At 59.5% G+C, this 25,756-nt stretch carries 16 protein-coding genes and 2 pseudogenes; 1 reads left to right on the top strand and 17 read right to left on the bottom strand.

The genetic code is table 11. The features are described from left to right. Positions 1-152: 152 nt before the first annotated feature. From C693_RS0116620 to C693_RS0116610, 3 genes are read right to left on the bottom strand one after another with little or no spacing between them, the layout of a single operon-like run. Positions 153-2,372, bottom strand: a complete 2,220-nt coding sequence (locus C693_RS0116620; protein ID WP_017463411.1) for a DEAD/DEAH box helicase — start codon at positions 2,370-2,372, stop codon at positions 153-155. After that, positions 2,372-3,670, bottom strand: coding sequence for an ATP-binding protein (locus C693_RS0116615; protein WP_017463410.1), 1,299 nt, complete (start codon positions 3,668-3,670; stop codon positions 2,372-2,374). The genes C693_RS0116620 and C693_RS0116615 overlap by 1 nt, the downstream gene beginning before the upstream one ends. Then, positions 3,667-5,763 carry a TerB N-terminal domain-containing protein gene (locus C693_RS0116610; RefSeq protein WP_277813093.1) on the bottom strand — a complete coding sequence of 699 codons (2,097 nt, stop codon included), beginning with the start codon at positions 5,761-5,763 and terminating at the stop codon, positions 3,667-3,669. Before C693_RS0116610 ends, C693_RS0116615 begins: the two co-directional genes overlap by 4 nt. Positions 5,764-7,549: 1,786 nt before the next feature. Here C693_RS0116610 and C693_RS22020 point away from each other — a divergent pair. Then, positions 7,550-8,473, top strand: coding sequence for a hypothetical protein (locus tag C693_RS22020; RefSeq protein WP_157798650.1), 924 nt, complete (start codon positions 7,550-7,552; stop codon positions 8,471-8,473). A gap of 405 nt (positions 8,474-8,878) precedes the next feature. Here the strand turns inward: C693_RS22020 and C693_RS0116600 are convergent, their stop codons facing one another. The 14 genes and pseudogenes from C693_RS0116600 to C693_RS0116535 all read right to left on the bottom strand — a co-directional run bounded on the left by C693_RS0116600 (position 8,879) and on the right by C693_RS0116535 (position 25,640). Beyond that, complete coding sequence (locus C693_RS0116600) at positions 8,879-9,424, bottom strand: 3'-5' exonuclease (protein WP_017463406.1); 546 nt, start codon at positions 9,422-9,424, stop codon at positions 8,879-8,881. Continuing rightward, positions 9,421-10,587, bottom strand: coding sequence for a hypothetical protein (locus C693_RS0116595; protein ID WP_017463405.1), 1,167 nt, complete (start codon positions 10,585-10,587; stop codon positions 9,421-9,423). The genes C693_RS0116600 and C693_RS0116595 overlap by 4 nt, the downstream gene beginning before the upstream one ends. Continuing rightward, complete coding sequence (locus C693_RS0116590; protein WP_017463404.1) at positions 10,587-11,483, bottom strand: AAA family ATPase; 897 nt, start codon at positions 11,481-11,483, stop codon at positions 10,587-10,589. Before C693_RS0116590 ends, C693_RS0116595 begins: the two co-directional genes overlap by 1 nt. Further along, positions 11,480-11,971, bottom strand: a complete 492-nt coding sequence (locus C693_RS0116585; protein ID WP_017463403.1) for a hypothetical protein — start codon at positions 11,969-11,971, stop codon at positions 11,480-11,482. The genes C693_RS0116590 and C693_RS0116585 overlap by 4 nt, the downstream gene beginning before the upstream one ends. Then, positions 11,968-12,918, bottom strand: coding sequence for a CBASS oligonucleotide cyclase (locus C693_RS0116580; RefSeq protein WP_017463402.1), 951 nt, complete (start codon positions 12,916-12,918; stop codon positions 11,968-11,970). Before C693_RS0116580 ends, C693_RS0116585 begins: the two co-directional genes overlap by 4 nt. A 682-nt stretch (positions 12,919-13,600) precedes the next feature. Further along, on the bottom strand, positions 13,601-15,382 hold the full coding sequence (locus tag C693_RS0116575) for an ATP-binding protein (protein WP_017463401.1): 1,782 nt from the start codon (positions 15,380-15,382) through the stop codon (positions 13,601-13,603). Next, entirely contained in the window at positions 15,379-15,771 is a 393-nt protein-coding gene (locus C693_RS24045) for a hypothetical protein (RefSeq protein ID WP_017463400.1), read from the bottom strand. The genes C693_RS0116575 and C693_RS24045 overlap by 4 nt, the downstream gene beginning before the upstream one ends. Positions 15,772-15,791: 20 nt before the next feature. Next, a pseudogene (locus tag C693_RS0116565) lies at positions 15,792-18,874 on the bottom strand (Tn3 family transposase). Between the two features lie 31 nt (positions 18,875-18,905). Continuing rightward, positions 18,906-19,841 (bottom strand): annotated as a pseudogene (locus tag C693_RS0116560) (site-specific integrase); the annotation flags it as partial. A 255-nt stretch (positions 19,842-20,096) separates the two neighbouring features. Continuing rightward, positions 20,097-21,782, bottom strand: coding sequence for an EAL domain-containing protein (locus tag C693_RS0116555; protein ID WP_026107493.1), 1,686 nt, complete (start codon positions 21,780-21,782; stop codon positions 20,097-20,099). Next, complete coding sequence (locus tag C693_RS0116550) at positions 21,779-22,810, bottom strand: CBASS cGAMP-activated phospholipase (protein ID WP_017463396.1); 1,032 nt, start codon at positions 22,808-22,810, stop codon at positions 21,779-21,781. Before C693_RS0116550 ends, C693_RS0116555 begins: the two co-directional genes overlap by 4 nt. A gap of 29 nt (positions 22,811-22,839) precedes the next feature. Continuing rightward, positions 22,840-23,370, bottom strand: a complete 531-nt coding sequence (locus C693_RS0116545; RefSeq protein WP_017463395.1) for an acyloxyacyl hydrolase — start codon at positions 23,368-23,370, stop codon at positions 22,840-22,842. Positions 23,371-23,605: 235 nt separating this feature from the next. Beyond that, positions 23,606-24,019 (bottom strand): universal stress protein, encoded by a 414-nt coding sequence (locus C693_RS0116540; protein WP_017463394.1) that lies wholly within the window; start codon positions 24,017-24,019, stop codon positions 23,606-23,608. Positions 24,020-24,110: 91 nt separating this feature from the next. Continuing rightward, positions 24,111-25,640 (bottom strand): DHA2 family efflux MFS transporter permease subunit, encoded by a 1,530-nt coding sequence (locus C693_RS0116535; RefSeq protein WP_017463393.1) that lies wholly within the window; start codon positions 25,638-25,640, stop codon positions 24,111-24,113. Positions 25,641-25,756 lie beyond the last annotated feature (116 nt).

Below are 25,756 nucleotides of genomic sequence, written 5' to 3'. Positions count from 1 at the left end.
TACGAGGCCCGCCACCGGCGCTTTGGCTAGCGATTAGGGTTCGTTATCGGGGGTAGGTAGGGGCCGCTTTCGAAACAGACATCAGCTCTGTCAGAACGTGCCTCTCCTCAACTCGGCAGCTCGGACTTTCCCAGGCCTGGCACGCAAGGGAGTTAGGCGCCGCCACTGACCTGATATGACTGCGACTCAAACGTCGCGCGAAGCCAAGTCAGCGCCTCATCAAGATCCAAGTTGGAGCTCGCATAGCTTTGCCGCAGCAGGTGCGGTGAAAGCAATCCGTCCCATTTTTGGCGGACGAGATTGCCTGCTTTCGCGAGCAAATCGTCCACCGTTGCGGCGGGAGCCGAAGCGATGTCGCGCAGAAAGTTTTCGATCTCTTCGAGGCTACGGCCTGCACGCTGGATCTCGACCCCCAGCCGGCCTGTGGATGCCTGAACGCCGCGCGACATCAGTACGCAAGCGATGGCCTCGTTGGCCGCGTCGCCCAGCCAAGTTAATAGGATCGCTTGGCTTCCCTGATCTAGCAGCAAACGATCGGCCAACGCCAGCGTAGCGAACGCCTCGCGGCCGTCCCTCAAGAAGCGTTGTGCCGTTGAATCCAGGAAGGGCAGCGAGTCGTGTGCAACGTAAATATCACGTATGCGCTGCCGAACCCGGGTATGCACACGCCCTCCGCCTCCATTGAACAGCGGAGGAGCGCCGCCTTTGGCGGGCGCGACATGGATCGTCTTGTGCTCTTCGTCGATGGCTTCGATGAGCCAAGTGCGCCCTCCGAACAGAATGCGCTGGCCAGGTGTCATCATCTGCGAGACAGGTAGCGTTCCCAACGCCTTGCCGCTGGAGACTATGCGGAACTCCTCGTCGCTGGAGAATGCCGCGTAGAAGGAGTAGTGATTGACGATCTTGTCGCCGATACGGCCGTGGAGCAGCAGACCTGAGTGATCCTGAGTCAAGATTTCCGCCTGGCCCAGGGTGCGCAGCAGTTCGGCAAAGGCTTCTTTGGATACCCGCTCGAACGGACCGGGTGGGGCGCAAAGAAGGCGAAACGCCTGAGCCGCCTGCAGGCCGCCATATTGCGCGATGGAAGACAGAAGCTGCTGCACGAGCGTGGAGTAGTGTGCTCCGTTGACGGCAGGTGGCTCAAACCAGTTTTCCAGCAAAAGCGAGATGACGGCCGCAGTCTGCGCTGTATCCAGTCGAAGCCGCGCTTCCAGGCTAGCTGTCTCGTCCAAGGCGTCCTCGATGACATAGCCACGCAGGATGGCAGGCTCCCCCTCCCGTCGGCCGGAACGTCCTAGCCGCTGTCGGAGACTTGCAACGGACGGTGGTGTGCCGATTTGCACCACGCTTTTGACTGCACCAATGTCGATGCCCAGCTCTAAGGTGCTTGTGCAAACGGCAGTCGCCGCGTGCTCACGCTGTTTGAGTGCCGCCTCGGTTTCGTAGCGGATTTCCTTGGACAGATTGCCGTGATGTGGCCAGAACTCGTTAGCGACTTGGGCTTGCTCACACAATCCATTCAGAAGATGCGTGTATCGCTCAACCTCTCGACGGCTGTTCGGGAAAACGAGATTGTTGGAGCCGCGCAAGGTTCTGAACATGTGCTGGGCAATGGCCAGCGGTGCTCGCTCCGTTTCCGGATTGTTCTTGCGCCCCGCCCCGTCCGGGGCTGCGGGCTCTTCAAACCCTTTGACTAAGATGAGCAACTGCCCCTCGGTCGATGCCGCATCGACCATTGCCGTGAAGCCGTCGGGCCTGAGGAACTTGGACGCCAACCCCATGTCGCCCAGCGTGGCGGAGAGGCCAATGCGAGGCACCGTGCGTCCCAGTACGACCTCGATGCGGTGCATGAGCGCCTGCAGTTGCTTCCCCCGCTCAGTGCCGATGAACGCGTGAAGCTCATCAATGACGAAGAAGGTTATGTGCTTGAATAAACCAGCAATGCTGGTGCCTCGGTTGCACAGCGTGGCCTCGAGAGATTCCGGCGTGATCAAGAGCACGCCAGTCGGCTTTTGCACGAACTTTCGCTTGGAAGTCGAGGTGATATCGCCGTGCCATGGCCAGACGGGCACGTCCAAAGTCTCGCAGAGGCGATCCAAGCGTCCAAACTGGTCGTTGATCAGCGCTTTCAGCGGGCTGATGTAGACGATCAAGCCCTCGCCTTCCCGGCCAAGCAGATGGGTCAGGGCAGGGAGAAATGCGGCCTCAGTTTTTCCCGAAGCCGTGCTGGCAGCCACGATGACATCCTGATTGCCTGGCAGGATCAACGGAATGGCCTGTTCTTGCACGTCGCGCAGCGCACCCCAGCCCTCGGCCCACAAGTAGCGTTGTATCCGAGGGTCTAGTTGCAGGAAGGCCAGGGAGGCTGACATCAGAGTTTGAAGGATGCCAGCTCGTCTTCCGGATCCACGGCTACATCACTCCTGCCCCCTTCATCTGCTTCCACCCGGACCTCGCCGATCAGGTTCTTCCACTCGGTGCCGGGGTTTTGTTCCAAGATGGCCAATAGATTGATGAAGGACGTGATCGTGGTGCGCGGCGTGCGGAAGAAGCTGTCACCTATGCGGTTAGCGCAGTGCTCCATGAAGCTCGCGATAGCCGGATCAGGGAGCAGATACCGGGCGGCGTCCCCAGCGGCGTATACATGGCGGATTTTCCCCAGAAGCAGGTAGAAATCTTCTGCCGTCAAGCTCGAAAGACGCAGCACGGGACCCGAGAAGTCGACCAGCTCATTGGTCGCGAAAGCGTTCTGTGCAAGCCGACTTTGGAGTGCGGAGTAGCTATAAATTCCACGGCGCGGATCCATCAGGAACTCCGGCGTACCGCCCAACACGAATCCGAGGCCGACGGCGGTGCCCTGCAAGGAGTCGTTGAGCATGCGCAGGATCTGCTCGTAGTTGGAGCTGCGTGCTTGCGAATTGGCAAGCTTGTACAGATTGACCATTTCATCCAGACACACGAACAGTCCCGCGTATCCAGCTAAGCGCACGAACCTGGCCATGAGTTTCAGCTGATCGTAAATCGATGCGTCATCGACGATCGTACGCACGCCCAGTGCAGCACGTGCGTCGGTCCGGGTCGCAAACTCACCGCGCAACCAGCGGACGGCATCTGATTTCAGCTTTTCGTTTCCTTCCTCGACGCCACGGCAGTAGGCAGCGATGACATCAGCGAAGTCATAGCCGTTAACCAGCTCGGACAGCTGTTCCAGCCTCGATCGGATGACCTGCTCGGTGGGCAGGTTCTGTGCTTTGGCTTCGGACTTGGCCGTAGCGATGAACTTCTCGACTACGCCGGGTAAGGCGCCCCCGTCGGGTTTGGTTCGCGTGGCCAAGTTGCGCATGAGCTCGGCATAGAGCGATCTCGCCTGTCCACCGGACGCGTGGAGGCGTCGATCGGGGTTGAGATCGGCGTTGGCCACGACGAGCTTGCGCTCCATGGCAATGGCACGGATCAGATTGAGAAAGAAGGTCTTGCCTGCTCCATATTCGCCGATGACGAAGCGGAACGATGAGCCCCCGTCGGCAACGCGGTCGATGTCCGCGACCAGCGCCTCGATCTCCCGACCCCGGGCCACTTGGATCAGGTGTTGGCCCGCGCGGGGCACGACGCCGGCACGCAGGGACTGGATAACAGCGTCGCGGTCCTTGGGGCGAATGGCAGCATTCATGCTTCGATCTTCTCGAGTAGTTGGGTATTCACTGAAATCGGGTCGTCGCCTTCGAAAAGCGGCTCGTCGAACGCCTCAAAAGCCGCTTCGTTGATCTGTTCCATCGCACCGTCGAGCATCAGGTCCAAGTCGGCGGCAGCGTCCTCCAGCTCGGTACGTGTCCATTCCGGCCGCGACAGCAGCAGGCGCAGCAGGGCGGAATGATCCTCATCCAGCCCCAGCGGCGAATTGGCCTCGTCTTCGAGCTCCGGTTCCAGAGCGGGTGCCGCCGGCGCCGGCGTACTGTCGTCTTCCTCGGCGAAGATCGTCGACAGCAGCGCCGAGACTCGTACCGTGTCTTCTTGCAACGCCGCGATACGCTCGACATCCAGGCGGAAGCCCTGCTTCTCGGCCTGGGTCGTAGACGCAGGCGCGCCGCCGGAACCCGCCGCGTGGATGTCGCTGAAGACCCGTTTGGATTCGACGCCGAGAGCCTTATAGACCTTTTCCAAGAACTTCACTTCATCGGGCGAGACAACGCCGTCGGCGTGAACCAGCGCAACCAAGAAGCCAGCGAGCGTCTCACGCGCAGTCGTCGGCAACGGCTCCAACTTTCTTTTGAGCGCCGACAAATTCATTGGCGAGGCCGTTAACCATTGGAGATGTGCATGCAGCCTGCGCCGCTCGGCGAGAGTGAGGTGCACCCATCCTTCGATTTCACCCCGAAGATGGGTGACTTCCAATTCATCAAACTGTCCATCGGACTGTGCCACTGCCGAGGCCAACTGCAGCGTCAAGGCCGCCATCTGGTACTCGGCACGCGACCCCACATCCGCGTCACAGAGCGGCTGAGCGAACAACACGACGGTGTCTTGTTCGGTCGGCGCTTTGGCGCCGCCGAGGACATGCGGCTCCATTCCAATCTCGATGCCTTCAAGCGCCCGCGCCAAAGCTCGCACGCGATCGCGATTTAGCACTTGGGTGGTGCTTCCCAACGCGGTGATGAGTTCCTTTAGCGGAAGCGACAGTTGGCCTTCGCTCATTCGTGCTGTCAATGCGTGCAATTTCGCTTGGACGGGCGCGGGCCACAGAGTGGCGGGTAACAGTAAAAGCCCTTCCAATGCCCCAGCTGCTCCCGGATCCTTTCCGACAAGGCGGCTGTAAGAGCTAAGTTCATCCGTGCATTGATTCGCAACTTCCATCAGTTTTTTGATGGGTGCAGTCAACGCAGTGACATCCGGAACATCACCGAACGTCATCGAGATCTTGGCATCGCTCAGCGCCGTTGAAGCGGCTCGGTAGACAAATTTTAGCTTCGTGCGATTTTTCGGAAGGAGCAGTCCGGGGCCGAAGATTTCGCCATAGCGTTGAGTGAACAGCCCTCCGAACTCGTCGGGGCAACGCGTGGCTGCGGTACGCAGATAGCACTCGGGATTCAAACGGATCCACGCCAGCGCAAGGTGCGCAGGAAGCGGTGCGCGATCAAAAGCTGCTTGGCCCAGGGCCAGTCGAAGATATGGCGGCAGCTCATAGGACTTCGGGAAGTCTGGGACGGGGTGCTTGTAGAGATCTCCAGGCCTCCCATCCAACTCGATCCAATTCAAAAGCTCGCTGGCGTAGCGATTGAACGATCCCGATTTCTGGCCATAGATCGCAAGTAGCCGTCGGAGCTCCGCGATCATGGCTGGCCAGTCATTTCGCGCGGCGGGATCGTCGCGTGAGTCCAAGATGAAGCGACGTTCGAGTCCGTAGAAGAACAAGAATACGTACCCGATGTCGCAGTCGGGGTCCGAGCGACCGTCCGACAACCAGTTCAGGTAGGCGCGCCGTTCTTCCGGGGAAGCATCGGCGTAGCTGGGCCAATAGCCCATCTGCCGTGAGCGGTAGTTGCCTACGTGCGCCACGGTGTGCTGGCCGCTGATCAGACATGGATCAGTGCGGCCGTTGGGCGTTTTCAGCTTCCCACCCACATAAAGCATGCCTCCGGGCAAGCTCACGCCCGCGACTACCACCCTCTCGCCGGGCGGAACCCAGCGTCCCTCGCCGAAACCGGCGGGTGCCGCGGGTAGAGCATGAGTCAAAGGGTGACTCGTATTCGCTGCTACCGAATACATGCGTTCAGGCTCAGATGAACCTTGGGCCGCACGCATGACGTCCATTGGGGCAGGCTCAGAGTGGGGCTCGGGGACGTCTGCAATACTCGAGGGGGACGCAGAGACCGGGGGCGGTGTGGGCACTGTTCCCCGTTCGCTCACTCCGAGCGGCGGCGAGGGATCCAAAGCGACCGTAGAGGCTCCCGATTCAACCGGCGGGCCCATCGGCTCACTCTTTCGCTGCCGCTCCAGGGGGAACTTGTCGCGCAGTGCTTGCGCGTGCTCGCGGATTGCATCGATCGCAGCTTGGCGCCTTGCGTTCCACTCCGCCGATTGATGGAGAGCCCCGCTCGTTTGCGGACCGGCGGGGGCGTCTGCCGGAGGCATGCTGTCACATGACGGGAGTATCGGAGGCGATGCCGGAGGAGCGGGTTGGGCTGGTGCGTCGATCTGCGTATCTGTCTCCGGCGAAGTTGGAGGGAAACGGTCGCGTAAAGCCTGGGCGCGGATGCGGTTCGCATCAATCGCAGCTTGGCGCCTTGCGTTCCATTCCGCCGATTGATGGGGAACTCCGCTCGTTGGCGAACTGGAGGGAGCATCTGCAGGAGGAATGCGGTTCGGTGACGAGCGTAAAGGGGGCGACGCTGGACGGGCGAGTTGGCCAGGCGCGTTGATCTGCTTATCTTTTGCCGGCGAAGTTGGAGGAAAGCGCCCCCGGTCCGCATTGATCGGGGTGCTGCGAGTGGCCTTCCACTGGGAAGATTGACCAGAGTTCCTTGCCAGTAGTAGTGGGCGCTCAGGGGTTGTGCGGGGCGTACCGACTGGCGGGCGCTCAGGCTGACGTCGAGGTCGTTGAAGTTCGCCCTTGGCGATCAACTCGGCCAAGGTGGGCTCGTTCCGGTATGCGGCCCGCTTTTTTTCTTGGGCCAGATGCTTGATGGCCGCGTAAGCGACAAGAGCGATGCCGCCGATCACCACGAGGCCAAACCATGCCTCCTTGGGCAGCACAGCGAGTAGCACCAGCGCCCCAATGACTAGCCACACACCGACCCCTACCAAACGCTTCCCCATCAGAACGTGCTCCTATTACCTCTAGGTCCGGTCCCTAGCCCCTACCGAAAGCATACGCCTATGCGCAACAACCTTGATCTGCAGCCGTAGCCTTCAACGTTCGGGGATGGCCGATCAGGGCGTTTGGGGTAGGGTGATTAGCCCGTGCTATCGGGGGTAGGGCGCGCGTCTGGTCCCGACTCGAAGCGGGCGCGTTTCAGATCAGCGAGGCTTACTGGCGTCACTCACAGCCAAAAGAGCGCAAGGACACTTTTTAGGTGGTTGGTAACTGGAGGTCGCCTAGCTCACAAGGCCGTACGCCCTCGCCATCGTGTTGGGCGCCCCACCCAAGAACATTGGCCGACCTAGGGCTATTGGTGCCAAGTTCTTCGTGGCAATTGACCGTCGCGCAGCAGACTGGTCCACTGAACCGATGGATATTCGACGACAAGAGACCAACTCGGACGCAGTCGCGCACCCGATCTACCAGACTTGGCTTGGGGAGCAGCGCTGCCGTTATAAGGGGAACTACGGGCGTCGCCTCCCCTTGCGGCGTATACGTGAGGCGGGCATATATGACCAATGGCGCTTGGCTCAAGGTGTTGCAGAATGGCTGACTCGGCACTGCAAGGATAGGCGGATCTCGGTCTGTGTTACCGACGCATCCTGCGTCAACGCTTGGGCTTTCGCGCAAGGCCCTCACACGGACGAGTCCGTTATCGTCGTCACGCGTCGCGGTCTGCTGGCACTCCAGCGCTTGAATATTCTCGTTGCCGCAGCCGTGCGTGGATTGCGCGACTCGCCTGAGGTCCTGCCCGTGTTGTTGCGGAGCCTAGGCTCCAGGCAGCTCGACGACCGCACGGCCGTTGCGATTGCGCAACTTGTTATGAGCTCGGCCATGCTGTTTCTTCTGTTTCACGAAGCCGCTCACTTGCTCCGGGGCCATCTGGCGGGCGCTGCAGCCGAAGATGAGGGCGAGGGGCCGCCTTTGGCAATTTCTAGCGCCTCTTCAGTACCGTATGCTGCGCCAATAGGCAGGAGGGACCTGAGCCACCCGAACGTGTATTCCCGCACTATCGAGTTCGACGCGGATATTCAGGCGTTTTATTGGGCTCGGTTGTACCTTGACCATATTGACACAGCGCTGCTTAGCGATGAGCTGGGTTCGGAGTCGCAGGAGGTCTTTCGTATACTGCTATCCACCCCAGACGGTCGTCGATGGGTGGCGCTGGCCGCGGGGCTTTGTTTCCATTTGGCTTTTAGTGCCAACGCGTCGCGATTGGTGAAACTGAAAGACGCAACACATCCCTCTCGGCATGAACGCATCGACCTTGCCATCCTCAGCGACGCCGCCATCGCGAACCACAACGGTGAAGATCCCCCAGTCCTTTGGGAGTGTGTGGACTTTGTGTGCCACATGATTTGCGAAGACGCGTCAAACGGGGCGCTGGTGTTCGAGGAAGCCGCGCGGCAGCTGGCAAGACGCCCAGATCAGCCGATTTCGGCGTACTTCGAAGAGACGAGGGTCTGGCTAGGACTGTCACTGGATGAGACATCGGCAGAACAAGTACATCAGCAGCGCCTCGCCCTAATGGAGTCAATGCGCCATTGGGGGCCCATCTTTGCACGCCGCCAGGTAGCCTCGACGTTGCCCATCTTGCCATGGTGGCCAGTGGCGTAAGTGCCGCTTGTCACGTTGGTGATAACGGAGAGGTCCGGGACATCTCGCTCAAGCGGGCCGAATTCCGGTTCGGACCTTAAGCGGACCTCGGGTACTGCCATTCAGCATCCAACAAGCCCAATCGTCGGGCTTGGGGATGCGCGACGGTCGGCGTCGCTCCCTAGATGCTTCAAGGCCAGCAGAGAGTTCCGTATAGACACCATCCGCGATGGTGTCCGGCACTCGGGCGCCCGCTGCCGCGAGCCAAGGGGCAAGGGGCAAGGGTATGCGCATCCACCCCTTCAAGGATATTTTGCGCCGCACACCTGCGGCCTACTGGATTGATGCTCCTTCGTCCATTAGGCCGCTTGCCCGTTATCGCCGGTAGCAAGCTTTCCTTTCGCAAGGCGTTACATGGCCGCGCATTTAGTTCATTCGCTCACGGATCGCGCGAAATAGCTCAGCCTGATAGAGCGCATCATGTAACGCGTCATGATCACCTTTTAAGGCAGGATGCAGGGCTTCGGCCATGCGGCTGGAGCGTGTCTCGCGCCAATCGGTCTTCATCGCACCCATGTAGAGTGACTTGATGTCGAGAGCGGCAAATCCGAAAGGATTTTCGCCCAGGTAGTGATGGAAGTAGTAGTTAATGAAGGACCAGTCGAACGCCGCATTGAGGCCGACAAAGACCGGATCCCCGCCGCCTCCGCTCACGCGGGCGATCCATTCACCAAATGCGCGCATGCCTTCGTGCGGGGGCAGCCCGTGCGCCTCCAGTTCATCCAATGACAGTCCCGATACTTTCAGTGCCGCGGGATCAGCCCGACGCGTCGTGGGCTTCAGGGCGCAGGCGAACGTCTGTGTGGGGTCATCCACGGCGCAGGCGCCGATGGTAAGCAGCGCGTAGTCACTAGGGACGGGGCCTGCGGTCTCGACATCCACTGAAATGAATACCTCGCGTCGTGCATTCATGGGATCAAAGGCTCCATGGGAACGAGGGGAGGGCGGTTGCGGATAGCATGCCAGTGTTCGCGGAACGCTCGGCGACGCTCATCCACCGTGCCCGTGGTCTTCCAGTGATGGCCCGAGAACGTGGCGATATCGAACGGATGATCCGTGCCGGCCTTGGCCAGAAGCAGCGTGGGCAGGCCACGCCCAAGCGCGTAACCAAGCTCCAGAAAGCAGTTGGGGCGTGAGCCGGTGATATCGGCCACCACCATGCTGCTGCGATGCAGCTTGGCGAAAATCTCTTGATCGATCCGGGCATGATCGAAGGCTTGGCGTCCATCCACCACCGTCAGCGCATAGCGCAGCTCGTCCTCCACCACCGGCTGGACGACTGTATCAAAGTAATTCTGCACATCATCGAAGTCGGGGTGCTCGGGATTGAGCAGCCGGACGACGAAGGCCTTGGGTGGCACCAGGGCATGGAGCAACGCGAGCACGTCCTCGACGCAGTCCGGCACGGGCTTGGCAGGAGGCATTTCGATGCGGTTGAGCCAGCCGTGCGACGGTGTGTTTCCCTGGACCTGGAACAGTCGCGACGCATGATTGCCGGCCATGCCAAATTCAAACAGGCGAAGCGCACCCGTGTGGGCCGCGCCCAACTTCAAGTTGAGCGGGATTACCGGCTTTCCCGCGTCGTGATAGAGGTTCGCCAGGAACAGCACACCTTCGCCACCCCCGAGCGTAATGAGGACATCGCCGTGGCGTGCTTGGGCTTCCATCCGCTTGGCGTTCATGTCCCAGTGCGCCGCGCTTTCAATCTGCACCAAATGCGTATTGCGAAGCGAGCGCCACAGCGACGCTTGCGGCTCCGCAATTTGCTCCTCGTTCTTATGATGCTTAACGGCGACCACCAATGGATTGATCGCACCATCGGGCCGCTGTGCCTGCTGTTGTTGGACAGTCTCCCAGATCAGCCAGTCGAAGCAGATCGGCAAGTCATCACCGCGACGGTATTTCTCGGCGTCCACCGGAATGACAAACGTGGCGCCCTGTCGAAGGAGTTCCTTCACCAAGGACGCGACGATCGCGCGGGCGCGCCGGACCTCATCGGCGGACGCGAGCGTCGGGTCCGCGGCGATGCTGCCGGCAAGGTGAATGCGCCGTCCAAATAACGAGAGCCGCACCATTACTTGTCCTCCATGACCGGTGACGGGCGCAAGGTCGAGGCCACTTCATACAGGTGCTCAAAGGCCAGCGGACGATCGGGAAACGCCTTTGCCATGGCGGCGGGGTATAGCCGCGTGCGGATATCGGAGAAGGTCCAGGATGGCCGCCCGGCGCTAGCGCCCGTGACCGTGACCAGCTGCGCGATCTGCGAGGCGGTTAAGCTGAGGCCATCGAGGTCCATGGTAAACAGGTCGCGCCGTTCGGCGTCGCTTGGACGACGAAACTCCTCCACCACCGCCGCCCGGCGGATCAGCGCCGCATCCAATGCCGACAGGCGATTGGTGCAAAGAAACACCACCACGCGGCCGTTAAAGCGACGCACATCATCGATGCATTGAATCAGCGTATTGACCGCGACCTTGTCTTCGTGATGGCTGTGCTCTTGCGTGCGGGCCGCCGCTAACGAGTCGCCCTCATCGATCACCAAGATCGCTCGGCGCGTCCTGCCTGCCGACTGCGTCACTTCCTGAAACGCCTGCGTCAGCAGGGTCCCCATTTCGCCGACCTTGCCGCTGCCGCGTACGCGGTTGCTCAAGCGAAAGAGCAGGGAGTCTTCGGTGCGCGATTCCTTGGCCAAACGGTTGGCGATGCACTCGGCGGTCGCGGTCTTGCCAGTGCCTACGTCGCCATGGAAGATCACTAGCGGATACTGGTCGGCCACCAGGTCACACAGCGCCAACTTCTTCTGATGGTGGCGGTTGCTCCAGTTCGCCAGCTCGCCCAGGTTCAGCAGCAATCGCAGCTGATCATGCACCCGCGCATAGCGTGTGTCGAAACCCAGCAGCGTCTTTTCCCGAGCCGCCAAGGCGGCGTCGGGCAACGGGGTCTTGGCATCAAAAATGGAGAGGGGCGTCACTTATAGTCCTTTCGCTGCATACCAAAGCCGTTGCTCGCATAGTCGCGCCCGGCGCTGGAGGTCAAGGTCGCATGGCTCGTATCGACCGTGCTGGGAACCCACGAGATGCGCAACTTGCTGCGGGTGCGATCCTGCGCCGCCTGGTCGTAGGCGTCGGTGTGCGACACGACAATGCGCAGCGTGGCACCCGTGAGACGCGGCCACAGGACGCCGCCAGGCCGGCTCGAGGTGAGTTCACCCGACTCGGTGTTGACGACATAGCGGGTTGCCTGGGCCTCCTCGCCGTTGGCAAGCAGAGTCAGGTCGACCCAGTGCAAGTATCCCTGCTTGGCCAGCAGCTCGATGTCGTGCGCCCAATCCTTCGCGGTGGCTTCGGTGATGGCCTGGGTGCTGCTGGCGATCATCAGCAGATCAGCTGACACGCGTCGCATGACGATCTCGACATCAGCTACGGAATAGGTTTGGGTCGCAGCGTAGGTGGCGCTCATGCGGACTCTCCCACGGCAAAACGCGGCCCAAAGATTTCCTTCCAGACGTCGAGGTCGTCTTCGGTAGACGCAAACATGGCCGTCTCCCACGCCTCCGTGGCTGCCGCGACGATTTCTCCGCGTTCGGCCTCGGAAATCCGGCTGGCGACGTTGTTAGTGGCGCACACGGGGTCAATAATCACCACGGGGTCGGTGAAGGCTGTCGTTACCGGCCCGCTTTCCGGGAAGGAGATAACCTCCTTGAGGCCCGATTGGGCGATGTACAGCAGGAAGTCGCGGAATCGTTTTTCGATCGACCCCGTGGTGCCGTTCTTGGCGAGCACGTGCGCCATGATTAACTCGATGGCAAACGACTTGAGAGGTTTGAGCTCGATCCGGTTGCGCCACTTCTTGGCCAGCCGGATCAGTGTGCGGAAGTCGCTGTCCTGTTCCTTGCGGTCACGGACGAACTTGATCTGGCACGGCGCGCAAGTCTGCATGCGCGTGCCATCGTGGATGTCGAATTGCCAGCCGTACCCGGGGCGGCCGGCGTCCTCGATCACGGGCACGAGATCGACACTCAGCCCGCTGCCGGCAAAGGTGACCGTGGCGGCCTTGCGCTGGATCTCGAAGTCCTCGACGGACTTGTTCGGGTACAGCTTAATGAGCGCGTCGTAGATGGTCTGGCTCAGGCTCGCCAGGGTCTCCTGGGTCACGTTGCGGCCGGAGATGTAGAAGACCACGTCGACGTCGACGGGGTCCTCGGAGGTCTTGCGTAGGATGGTAAACTTGGCGAAGGAGCCGGCCTTCACGACCTTGGTTACGGTGATGTCGGTCTGGTCGCGAAGACGTTTTCCCAATGCCGCGACCAGGCGGTCCACTTGCTCGTGGTATTCCTTGCGCTTGTCGGCGGGCAAGCGCAACACGTTGCTGTCGTAATACCGAATCTCAGTGTTGCTCAGTGGCATCGCGTTTCCTTTCGTGGCCGGTTCGTACCGACCGTGGCGCGAACTGCGGCTGTTGCCTTGAGTGGAGCTTCAGTTTGCTGTCACGACTTGTCGCGCAGCGGTCAGGCCTGGCTGTGTGATCTCGCTTGAGCTACGGGCAGCACGCTGCTGAGCGGCCCGGTACGGCTTAATGTGGTGCTGCGCATGGGATCCCCTGTTGTCGACGTCTATGCTTGAAGTTTCGAGCCCCTGGGTCTCATGCGGTGAGACAGTCTCGACTCGCAAGCACATACAGCCTCGGACATTTGGGTGAGACTTCACGGTTTCAAGATGCCATGACTTACCGCGAGGCAGCCCGGCGAAGCGCCGACGCGCCGACGCGCCGGCCCCGCCAATCCCGCCAACCCTAGAGGCGCCGTACGATCACGGCGACGGTCACCGGAAAGCTCCTCCCGTGGAAAGCCGGAAGATCCCCGGCTTAGCCGCCTGAGGTGAGGCAAGCGCGTTCACGGCATCGCCGAAGGTTGACCAACAAAGCATGTCGATGGTCGCCGGACCGGCTTGGGAAGGAATATTATGGGCCGACTGACAGGGGAGCGCTCGATCACCGTCACGGCAAGGAGCTGAGGAGCCATTTAGAGGCCTGCAGCCATTAGAGTGCCGGTGGATACCGTGACCGAAGTGCTCCGAACGCAGCAGATAATCAAGCGATCGGATCCGCCTGCCACAGCATTTCAATGTCGATGTCGCCGCTGTCCGGCTGCTTCCGTGGGTCAAGTTTCTCGACCTGCACGACCATGGGCAGGTCGAAAGCGGTTCCGGTCACAACACAACAGCCCTGGGTGAGGTTAGGGATCAGGGCGCGCGATATCGGGTCGAGCGTCGATATCGTGTTGTCGATTAGGAATAGATCCCGGTCGTTGACAAGGCGATGGATGAGGAAGTTGTGGATCTGGGAGACGATCGTGGGCGAGATATCAGCCGGGCGCTGGCTAGCGACAGTGAGAAACACGCCAAACTTTCGGCCCTCTTTAATGATCTCTTCGAACAACTCTAGTCGATAGTCCTTCCATGCCTCGGCCTCCCGCGCCGACAGCTCGGAAAGGATATTATGGGCTTCGTCGATGATGAGGTGCAGGGTTTTGTCGGGAGGCGAGGCGACCGATCCGCGATGCTGCTGATAGCAGTGACGTGCGACGAGAATGGGAATGATCTTCTTAGCGTCTGTGCTGCAGCGTTTGAGCGAAATGACTGTAACTAAATGCTGGGGGTTCCCCTCGTCGTGCGCGACCCTAACGACCTTGCGCAGCATCGCAATGGCGCTTTCCATACGCTTCATCAGCGGAAGGATATGGTCGAGTTGCACCTGCCCGGAGCCAATGTCGTTCATGAGCCCAAGCTGACAACGAATGGACAGCTCTTCAAAACTATCTAGCTCTCCTAGAGCCTGTGCATCCACAATTGGTCCGAGCGTGGCGGCATACCCCACGCCATCGGCGTTAAACCAAACCCCTGCCCGGGTGTCTTGGAATGCGCCGCTGCCATGCCACTGAATATCCTCCAGTGCCGCCGACAATTCATCGAGCTGCAACTGGCGCGAGAGAAAGCGGGAGCGATCAAGCAGCTCCGGCCGCGGTCGTGCCGACGTAAAAGTCTTTTTAAAGACCGCCCGAAAATATCTTGCCAAGGAATCGGCAATGTCCGCGAAGCGCTTCCGTCCTTCAACGACGCGATTGAGAAATGGCCTTTGAGTATGCTGCGTAGCCTGGAAGAGCAGGGCGAGGGTCTCCACATCCCAGAATTCATCAATCGACACGGTGATCTGATCACCCTCCGCACGCCCCGTCGACAAGTCCAGAACGCGCTTCCTTGGCGGGTCAATCAACTGACCTTGGGTGTACTCACCGTTGAAGTCGATGATCACGAACCGGCTCCGATCGGCCAAGCCTGGCGGATTGCGTTCGAATAGCGCCGTATAGAGCTTCGCTAAAGTGTTGGACTTGCCGCTGCCGGTATTACCGAAGATACCGATATGGCTATTGAAGATCCGCGCCAGGGGAAGCGCGACTAGGAGGCCCTCCTTTTGCAAGACGCCTATGCGAAGCCCGGGCATTCGCCTAGAGCGATCGAAAATCTGCGCGATGCGATCATCCGACAAAAGATGAGCCTCATCTAGGATCATGGGTAGAAACTTGATCCCGTGATGGAACTGATCATCCTCGAAATAACCTATGGGCCGAGCCTCAACACGACGCACGTACTCGGTCCGTAATCCATCGGTTTCGCTTCGACGCTCGTCCAGAAACTCGCCCTCGACTACGCAGATGATGTCGCGAAATCCGCGTGAGATGGACAAGTATTCCCGGATTGAGATGCCCTTGAGTCGCTGCCCTCGATAGAACAAAACATCCTTACTGGAGGCTTCGTCGATCCGCAGCGTCACTTTCGTCCCAGCCACCGCGATGACCTCGCCGACGCGAATCATGCATCTGCCCCTACTAGAGGGCCGGCCGGCGGCGGCGAAGAATCGGTCGTAAGCATGGCGTTGAAGGCTCCGAAGTCCAGATTTCCGTTCACCGCCGTCACGCACATTACATTGCTATAGCCAGCAAACACTCCGGATAGGCGTGCACGCTCAGGTTCGTTGAAGCAGGCGACGAAGACCATCAGTTGAGGGTTGGACAGGGAGCGCTTAACGAGGTTGAGGATGTGCTCATCGGCGAACGAAAAACCAAACGTGATCAGGACGGCGTTCGGCCGTTCCAATTCGAAGCTCAGCAGGCGAAGCATTTGGTAGTAATGCTCCTCGAACACCGTCTCGTGAAACTTGGCTATTTGTGCCCATCCCCCGATAGTATAAAATAGCTTGTACATCAATATCTTGACGATAATGTTTAGCCTATTCCGGGATCATTGAGGTATCTGTCGACTGGTTCCAGTTGACCAAGTCCACCAGGCGCGCGGCTAACGCATCGAGATCAACCCTCGTCTGGCCAGGACTGAACTCGAAGGTGCCGAACAAATTGATGTTCTGCCAAGCCACCGGCGACATGCCTCTGAGTATCTCGATGGCTGCCTCGTCTCCTGCAGCGAGCTTTTGGTCATAAATGCGAGACAGCAAGGCTGTGTTGTAGTAGATGATCGCGTTGGCTATCAGGCGCGAGCAGTCGTTCCAGATCTGCTGCTCTGCTTCGGTTTGCACGCGAAATTTCCCGCTGTTGACGTAGGCGATCGCGCGGCGGAAGCGATGGTAAGCCTCACCTCGATTGAGCGCCTTCTGCACGCTCTGACGCAAGCCGACATCGTCAATGAAATCGAGGATGTAGAGCGTCCGGTAGATGTTGTCCAGTTCCCACAAGGCTTTCTTGGTCTGATTCCGCCGGGCATAACTGCTCAGCTTGCGGATGATCGTGGCCTGGGTCACCTCCTTCTGTCCCAAGGAAGCCATGATCCGCTGGATATTGGGCCACTCAGCCACGATCAGCGCCTCATTGACCTTGCGTGCCGGCTTAATGAGAGCATTGCTGTACTGATTCGGTGATTTGAAGCTGACCAAGGAGTCGACTTTGCTACGCAGGTCGCGGTAGCGCGGCGCGAAACGGTAACCGTACGCATGCAGCACCCAGAAGTTGACCTGATTGGTGCCGTGAGTATCGGTCGAATGCTGTTCGGGCTTGATCTCGGAGGTGTTGTTGAACAACAAGTCGAACACGTAATGACTCTCGTGCTCGTGGGCACCGATGACCTGCCCGTTGATCGGTACATGGTTGGCCACCACCGTGCAGACGCTGACACCTTTTTTCATGCCGAAATACTTCGGTGAGTGCCGTGCGTTGATCGTGTCGATCTGGGTTTCGATCCGCTGACCGTCGCTGCTCGAATGCAAGTGGTTGCCGATGTTGAAAAGATGGAACGCCGACAACTGTGCCGTGGCATTGCTTATGGCGTCGTTGGCGCCGCGTATGGTTTCTTGCCGCAGGAAGCTGCGGGCTGTGGCCAACAAGGAGGCGTGGCTGAGACCGGAGACTTCGGCCATCTTCCACAATCCCATATTGGTACCCATGGCGACGATGCAGGCGAGAATTTCGCGGGGGTCCGGCGGCTGTTTCACGTAGCGCTCCAGCACATGCGTGAACGCTCCAAGAAACCCCGTGTTCCCAGCTACAAACCACAACAGATCGGCAATGCCAATGCCCGGAATGTGCGCGTAGAACGGGCTGTTGAGGGACTCGTCAAGAGCAGGATAGATCAGGTTCCAGCGTCGTTTGTCGCCCTTACCGCGCACCGTGATATGTGCATTGTCGCCATCGGCGATGTGGGCGTTCACCGTTTGAAACTTCGCGTCCAGCTGAGTGCGTAGCGCGGCCAAAGTGTCCTCAATAGGGGCCTGCAGAATCGGGGCATCGAGGTCGCGCAGTACCGCCTCTTTGTCGATCCAGCGCTCATCACTGATCAGATCATCCTCGAAGCGCCGGTATTCGTTGCTGTCCTTGACGAATACATCACCCGCCTCCATCGCGTCGCACAACAATCGATAGACCAGAAATTCGTACCGATCGACGTCGAGCCGCTTGGCTCGTCCTTTTCCTTCGGCAGTGGTGAACAGATAGGCACGCAACCGCTTTGGGATGAGGTCGACCGGAAACGTGGTCGGATCGATCTGTCGTGGGGTATGCCCCAGTCGCAGATGGCCTTGCAGGAAGTCGACGGCAGACATGAGTGGTGCATGTTCAACCCGGCCAGCGAAATCCAGATCGGTGAATAGGTGACGCAGGTTTCGCTTGAAGGTCGAAGAGAGCGTGGTGTAGTACGCCCACTGGAAACCTACCTTGTCAAAGGCAATGTTGCGCATGTAGTCGGCCACCAGCGGAATGCGCTCGGGGCCAAGGTAGGTAAACGCTTTGGCTTTCACCGTCGCGAACGCGGCATCATCAGGGATCGTGTCGTCGACAAACAGATGAAGCACTTCACCGGCAGCCTGCAGATGCTCGCTCGCATCGGTCAGCGCTTGCCGCATGGCCTCTTCACTGGCCAGCTTGGCTTGCTTGCCGTAACCCTCCACGCGAACCATGAACGCTTCGATCAAATGGTCGTTGATCTGCCGATAGCGATGGTAGGCGAAACACAGCAGGTATAGCCGTGTGGTTGCCGGCCCCATGCGCTGCAACTTGTAGACGGTGTAGTACATCACCAGGGAAGCAAAATATTTGCCACTCTCCTGCGAGATACCTGCCGCTGCCAAAAATTGCTGCGCGAACGCATGCAGCGGTTGGAAGAGCTGACGTCGTTCGACTTCTTGCTTCAGCGCCTTGTAACTGAAATCGTTCGGTTCATGTTTGAGTGCGCTGATTCGATACATGGATTCATCGGCTTGCAGTAAGGCGTCGAGCTGGCTGCGCATGTCGGGCGTCAGCGCCTGTTCCAGCAAACCCGCCAACCGCGTGCGCTCGTTGGTGACCACCAAACCGATGATGTCTTGAAACGTGCTGTACGCCGGTGTGACGAGACGCTCTCGCTCCACGTAATGGAGCGCTTCGCGCAGCAGGTAGCGCGGTTGAGTCGAGCGCATGGCGATATGCTGGATGCGCTCAACCAGTGCTTCCCGTGCCGAACGATTCCACGGGCGAACATCGAGTAGCTGCAGAACGAGCTTCTGCAGGGCGGCACGCGTCGGTTGCGTGGGGGACCGAATGGCCTTCCAGGTAATATTCGGGAAATGTCGCGCGAGGATGTGATTCACATCCTCGCGCACGGCTTCCGGTTCGACGTCGAAGAACTGCCGCTTGGCTTTGAAATAACCCAGCTGCAGCACCAGATACACACCAGTCGTACCCCGACGCGCCGCTACCGCCGCGTGCTCGGCCGCACTCAGGTCGAAGTACAGCAACCGTTCGTCTTCTGTGAAACGTGGCAAGCCGTACAGGTCATCGATTTCTTCGCCGGTGAGGATCGCCAAGCGGTGCGGGTTAGCCGTCATCGTGCCCCACGTGCAACGTGATCTTGTCGGCTAGCCCGCGTTCGATCCGAGCTTGCGCGAAGGGGTCGGTTCCATCGATATAGCGCATGGCCGAATGCACGTCCTTCCAGCCAACGTATTCCATCAATGCCTTCACATCCCAACCATTCGCGTTGGCCCATCCCGCGAAGCCTCGGCGCAGCGAATGACCACTATATGTCTCTGGCGAAGCCAGTCCTGTCCGCGTAAACAACCTGCGCAGCAACGGCACTACGCTGTTGCTGTGCAAGGCGCCCGTCCCGAGCGCGCCCAAACGCGCAACACTTCGAAAAAGGGGACCGGTGGTGAGGCCCGCATGGCTGATCCAGTCGAGCGTGGCCGTCACGGGACACCAGCGACTGAGCGCCGGAACCCGATAGGTCGTACCGGCGAGCTGTCGATCGGTCTTGCTGCGCCCGAGGAAACACGTCATCCCTTGCCCAGGCACCACAACAATGTGCTCGGTCTGGAGACCCACCAGTTCGTCGACACGAAACCCACGCCAGAACCCCAAGAGGAGCATTGCCCGATCGCGACGGCACCGAAGTGCTTCGGCGCTATCTCCGCGCAGGTCAGCGGCCGCGATGGCGATATCGAGCCAATCGGCGATCCGGGCAACCGCCGTGAGCTGCAAGGGTTCGGCGCGTTTCTCGCGCGCTGGATGGAGCGCTTGTATGCCCTTCAGCGTCTTTTTCACGATCGATACGGCTGTGGGATCGGAAAATCCGTGCGCTTGATGCCAGTGTGAGAGCGCCGCGAGTCGTTGCCGAAGTGTGTTGGTCGACAAGGAGGTTGCATGTGCCACCAAATACTGGGCAACCGTGTCCGCCGTCGCTGGAAGTAATCCGCCCCAAGTCACTTCAAAATGGCGCACGGCAGATGCGTAGCTGCGCTGGGTATTTTCACGCTGCGCCGCTTGCAGATAGGTTTCAAGTGAGTGAGAAGGCATCATCAGGTTCATTAGTTATGAGCTGCCACACCGACACGAGCATCGAGCAATGCATGAACTCACTAATCGCGAGTTACGCGCAGAGCAAAGCACCACAGAAACCCATCGACGCAACTGAGAAAAATTCCTGTGACCAATCCAAACGATGGCGGATTCAGTAGATTGGAAAGCGCTTTTCAGTGCTGCCAGGAAAGTCATGGGATAAATAGCAGCAAGCCTTCATGCACTGCGCCGTGGGTGGATAGCGCGATGTGATCAGCCGTTTTCCTCGATCCGGATCCAATCCTCGATAAGGCACTCGATGAATGCATTGCGAGCTTTGGTGTAACTCGCGCTGGCAGGGCCCTGTCGAATCGCGACCCGATGCAGGAGTCGATGGATCCGATCCAACCGAGTGCCCTTTGCAGCCGATGCATGGAGATAGGCATCGACCCGACAAGGCGTGCGGACAAGGGTTTCGATCATTGCCGTATCGTCCATAAACATCCTCAGCCGATCTTCCCACAACAGGAACACTGATAACGCGCCCAAGGCCGTACGCGGCGCCATGGGATCGCACGTGAAACGTGAGCTTACACACCAGTCTGCTACGTGAGCACCAGACATCGGGCGCGCCAGCGCAATACCCTGTCCCAGATCAGCACCAAGAATTGTCGCTGCTTCGATCAGACCCGCTGTCTCCAGTCCTTCGACCACCACTTTGACACCGAGGTCGTGGCCGAGCCGGGTCAGCTGGTATATGAAGTACAGCGTCCGCAGCGGTTGCCGCGCTACCTGGGCCACCAGCGTCTGGTCGATCTTGATGCGATCAAAGGAGAGGTGGCGCAAACGGCTCAGCGAACTGTAGGCTGAGCCAAGATCGTCTTCCGCCAATTGGACCCCTAACGCCTTAAGCGCCAGCAGGCCACTCTCAGCATCGATACTTTCCTCCATCCATTCCGATTCGAGGAGTTCGAGGACCAACGTCCCGGATGGACAGGGATATCGTTCAAGAGCCTCGCGGGTAATGTCCACATAGCGCCGATCAAGTAGCGCGCTCGAAGGGAGATTGACAGCGATGCCCAGCGCAAGCCCATCCGTGGCCCACTGTTGGTGCGCGGCAAGTGCCTGGGTTAGCCCCTGTTGATACAGGAACAATAGGTCGTCCGAGCCGAGCGCCGGCAGGAACCATGCGGGCAGTATCAGGTGGTCATCGTCGCGGATGCGTGCTAAGGCCTCGACCTCAACCACCTTGCCCAGGCGAAGATCGATCACGGGCTGGTAGTGCATCACCAGATCGTCGGTTGCTAGTTTGGCGCGCCAATGGTCACGTAGAAGTAACGGAGCTGCCTCGATGCCCTCAGTTTTCGGCAGCAACCGTGTCAAAGCGAGACCCAGCAGGCTTTGCAAGTGCAACAGGAACATATGCTGACTCGCGGTGGAAAAGCCGCCCGTGGCTGATGAGTAAAGGGTCAATACACTCTCGGTGGTGCCCTTGGGCAGACGCACGGGAATGGCCGCATTGGATCGAATGCCCAAACCCAACGCCACCCCACGCCACACGGTCATCTCCGGATCGGTAGCGTAGTTGAACGTGCGCTGGATTCCTCCGCTTTGCCAGGCACGACCCATCGCCATGCTGCCCCCGATACGCTGAGCCTCGGCGCGAATATCTGGATGCTCGCCACGCTCAACCGCACGCAAACAGCCCATAAAGGCTTCACTGCCGGCCACCGCTTTAAAATGAAACCGGCCATATGCGTCTGGTCGACCGATTGCGCACCCGACGATTTCGTCGAGGGTGAGCAGCGTATCGGCCACCCGTTGGATAAAATCGAGGTAACAATCGGCTGACCAAGCGATCGCACTGATGCGCAGCAAAACATCGTTGCGGGCTAGCTGAACCGCACGCGATCCATCCCGTGCCGATCGCACGGTGGCCTTGCCATCTCCATTTTTCAAGCAGGCAGACCGGTTTCTGGTTCAGCCGCGCCCATAATGGGGTGGCGCCATGCGGTATCGACTTCGTGTTCGCGCAGCATCTGAATTAGGTCCCTGATGGACGGACGCGCGTAAGCCTCTTTCCAAGCCCGCTCGGCCAGCTCCGTGAGTCGCTTGGAAGCGGCAAGCGAGGCATTGTCAAATTGCAGCAAGCTATCGCCCGCCGTATCCGGCGTGCCTTCGATCCGAAGGTAGCGATCATCGAGAATGTGTCGAAGGATATTGTCCGTCAGCTCGCGCTGGGCGGATGACATCGTCGTGTACAAGCGCCCGTTCTTGAGCCAGCCCAGTGCGCCCAAACTGCGCCGTTCGTGTGCCAAGCTGCGAGGGCTGGCGACATTGGTGCCCAGACTCAGCACGTAAATATCCGACGCGGGCACTTGGCAATAATGGGTGGCCTCGTGCAAGCCGAACATGCCGGGCGAGTTGGCGAAAATTCCCGCATCCACATAGAGCTGGCCGCGCAGATCGGCCAGCGGAAAATAGGTCGGCGCGGCCGTCGCCGCCATGGCGACTTCTGACATCAGCATGTCCGCATAATACCAATTGCGCGCACTATGCGACGTCTTCATTACCTCCAATCGGCCGGTAGACGCATTGATGACAGGTATGACCAGGCGCGTCCTTGCCATGCCTAGGGTGCATTTCTCGCCAATGATCGCGTTCACTGTCTCCGCTATGGCTTCTCCGCGATAGCGAGAGCGAAACATGTAGCGAATGCTGGCCACGTAGGCGAGCGGGCGGATGGCGCGCCACCGAGAACCAGGAAAGATTCGTGCGCCGTATTCGAGAAACCCCGCTTCGATATCGCGTGCCGGCGTGCCGGCAGCAATCGCCATGGCTGCCACGGCCCCGATCGACGATCCGCAGATCAGGTCGAAGGCTTCACCAATCGGCTTGTGCAGGGCACGCTCCAGTTCCCTCAGCAACACGGCCTCGTGCAGGCCGAGATAGCCGCCACCCGACAAGGCAAGAATGGTGAATGGCATAGATGCGTTCCTGTGTTATCGATACAGTGTTAAAGATCAAAGCCGAAACCTGCCAGGCCCATGGTTTCGCCGCGATTGGGTTCATGTAGGCCGCTGTTGGAGATGTGGCGAATCTGCAGACTGAAATGCTTCCATTGCCATCCGAGCGTGCTTACAAACTGATAGCCACTGCTCAGAGCCTCAGTCCGTCCATGCGTACCCGCTACTTGAAAACTGAAGAACAGTGGGCGGTACCAGTCGCCCTCGCCGCCGTAGTGCAGACGGGCACCCGCGGCGCCTATCCACACATCATTGGTGACGCCGGGGCTCATGGTGCGATAGCGCCCAATGTCGCGGCCTCTGAGGTATCCGATCGAAATATCGGGCGACCAAGTGAAGCGGCTTTTACCCAACGGATAGGGACGGAAGACCGACTCAACAAAGAACACGTCGGTTCCGTGATTGTCCATGTAGCTGCGGCCACCCTGGACTTCCAGATGGGTCTGCGCGAAGACGGCGCCAGAAAACAACAGACAAGAAAGCGCAGCGGTAGAGCAGAGTGGGATACGGGGCGAGAGCATAAAGTAACTCCTTCGATGAGCGCACCATGGGTTGGATGCATGGTTCTGCATACCATCGAGGTTGGGTGAGACGATGCACGGAACAGTCTTATCAGGCGTTGCTCGATAGAGCAGACGGATAGGCTTCAAGCGGTTGCCTGGGCAGGCATGACAGCTGCGACTCATCGCGGGAGATCTCTTGCTCAAAGATCGCACTGAATCCCTGGTGTCACGGCTATGGAACCGTTCACATGCCTCATGGCACGACAGTCACTGGTATGCGCGTGTTGGCGAATAGATCGGTCGACACGGAACCGAGCAGCCACCGAGCAAGAGCGCCTCGCTCGGTGTGACCGATCACGATGTGATCAATCGCGTACTGCTTGACCTGCCTCAGCAGCACATCACCGGGATTTCCGGGGATCATTTCAAGATCGATCAGTTTGTCGGCGTCTGGCGCGAGTTGCTTCAATTCCGCCATCAGGTCGCCCAGGCGTTGCGCCCCCACATCGGCCATCATCAGCGCTGCGGTGTCCGCGCCACCGTCCGTGATCTGCAGCACCGACACCACCCTGACGTGACCGCCCGAGCAGCGGGCCAGCTCAAGCGCGAATAGAAAAGCGCGTTGTGCCGTTAATGAGCCATCATACCCAACAAGAATGTTCTTCATGGATTTTCCTCCGTAATTGCAAGCAGTCGATTGAGCGCATGGAAGTCCTTCATAACCTCACAAACCTACAAAGCAGCCGAAGCTTCCTGACTCAATGGCCGCCGGATGGCGCATTTGCTTTTGGTGAAAAAGGCGGCTTTGTCAGCCAGATCACCGGCATCAGACCCAGAAAAATCCAGCCGAGGGAATGGAACAGTTCGTTGAAACCGATCTGGTAAGACTGCTGGGTAATCATGCCGTTGATGGCCTCGGCGCCTGCCTGCGCATTGCCATGTCCCAGTTGAGCGATCGCCGACAGGGCCAATGGGTTATAGGGATTAATGCTTTCCGCCAGTTGGGCGTGATGCAGGACGGCGCGCCGATCCCACAGGAAGGTGGTGAGCGAGGCCGAGAAGCTGCCACCCAGCGTGCGCAGGAAGGTCGCCAGCCCCGAGCCTGCGGCAATCTCGTTCTGGTCAAGATCCGATAAAAGGATCACGGTGACCGGCATGAAGAACAACGCCACGCCAAACCCCATCAGGAACTGCATCATGGCGACGTGCGTGAAGTCGACCTCCAGATAGAAACGGGAACGCAGGAAACAGGTCGTTCCCATCACCACGAAGGCCACAGTGGCCAACAGGCGCAGATCGAACCGCATGGCATAGCGACCCACGAGGAACGTCAGCAGCAGTGGAGCTATACCGAGCGGTGATGCCGCCAAACCGGCCCATGTCGCGGTATAGCCCAGGTTGCGCTGTAACCACTGCGGCAGCAGCAGGTTGATGGAGAAGTAGGCCGAAAAGGAAAGCACCAGCGCCAGCGTGCCGAACTTGAAGTTATGGTGACGAAACAGCCGCAAGTCGACGATGGGGTCGCCGTCGGTCAGTTCCCAGATCAAAAAGATCGCCAGACTGATCACGGCAACAAGGCAGGTGACGATGACGAACGGCGAGTTGAACCAGTCCTCGTCGTTGCCCTTGTCCAGCATGATCTGCAGGGCGCCCACGCCGATGACCAGCGTGATGAGACCGACATAGTCCATCTTCGGCCGCTCGTTCGGTGCGGGGTAACCTTTCATTTGATTGGCTACCACCATGCTGGCCAGCATGCCGATCGGCACGTTGATGAAGAAGATCCAGGGCCACGAATAATTCTCGGTGATCCAGCCGCCGAGGATGGGACCGGCGATCGGTGCCACCACAGCCACCATCGAAAGCAGCGCCAGCGCCATGCCGCGCTTTTGCGGTGGATAGATGCCGATCATCAGGCTCTGCGTGATGGGATACATCGGTCCGGCCACCGCGCCCTGGATGGTTCGGAAAAGGATCAGCATGCCCATGCTGCGAGAGACGCCGCACATGAAGGACGCCAATACGAACAGCAACGTGCACCAGACAAACAGCCTCACCTGACCGAAGCGACGGGTGAGGAATCCCGTCAATGGCAGTGAGATCGCCTGACTGACGGCAAAGGAAGTGATCACCCATGTGCTCTGGCTCGAACTGACGCCCAGGTTGCCGGCGATGGTGGGCAACGACACGTTGGCGATGGTGGTATCCAGCACCTGCATGAAGGTGGCCAGCGAAAGCCCCAGCGTGGCGACCACCAGGCTGGTCGGGCGAAACTGGCCGTTCGTCATGGCACGTCAGGAATCCAAGGGGTCAGCGAGGAGTGATGATCCCATTGCACAGAGGTCACCCTGCGCCGATCCCGGCGAGGCCCGCGGTCACGGCCGCGCTGCCCCAAAGCAAGTAC

Source organism: Dyella ginsengisoli LA-4, from assembly GCF_000334915.1.
GTDB classification, from domain to species: domain Bacteria; phylum Pseudomonadota; class Gammaproteobacteria; order Xanthomonadales; family Rhodanobacteraceae; genus Dyella_A; species Dyella_A ginsengisoli_A.
This window is presented reverse-complemented; position numbering and strand designations above follow the sequence as displayed.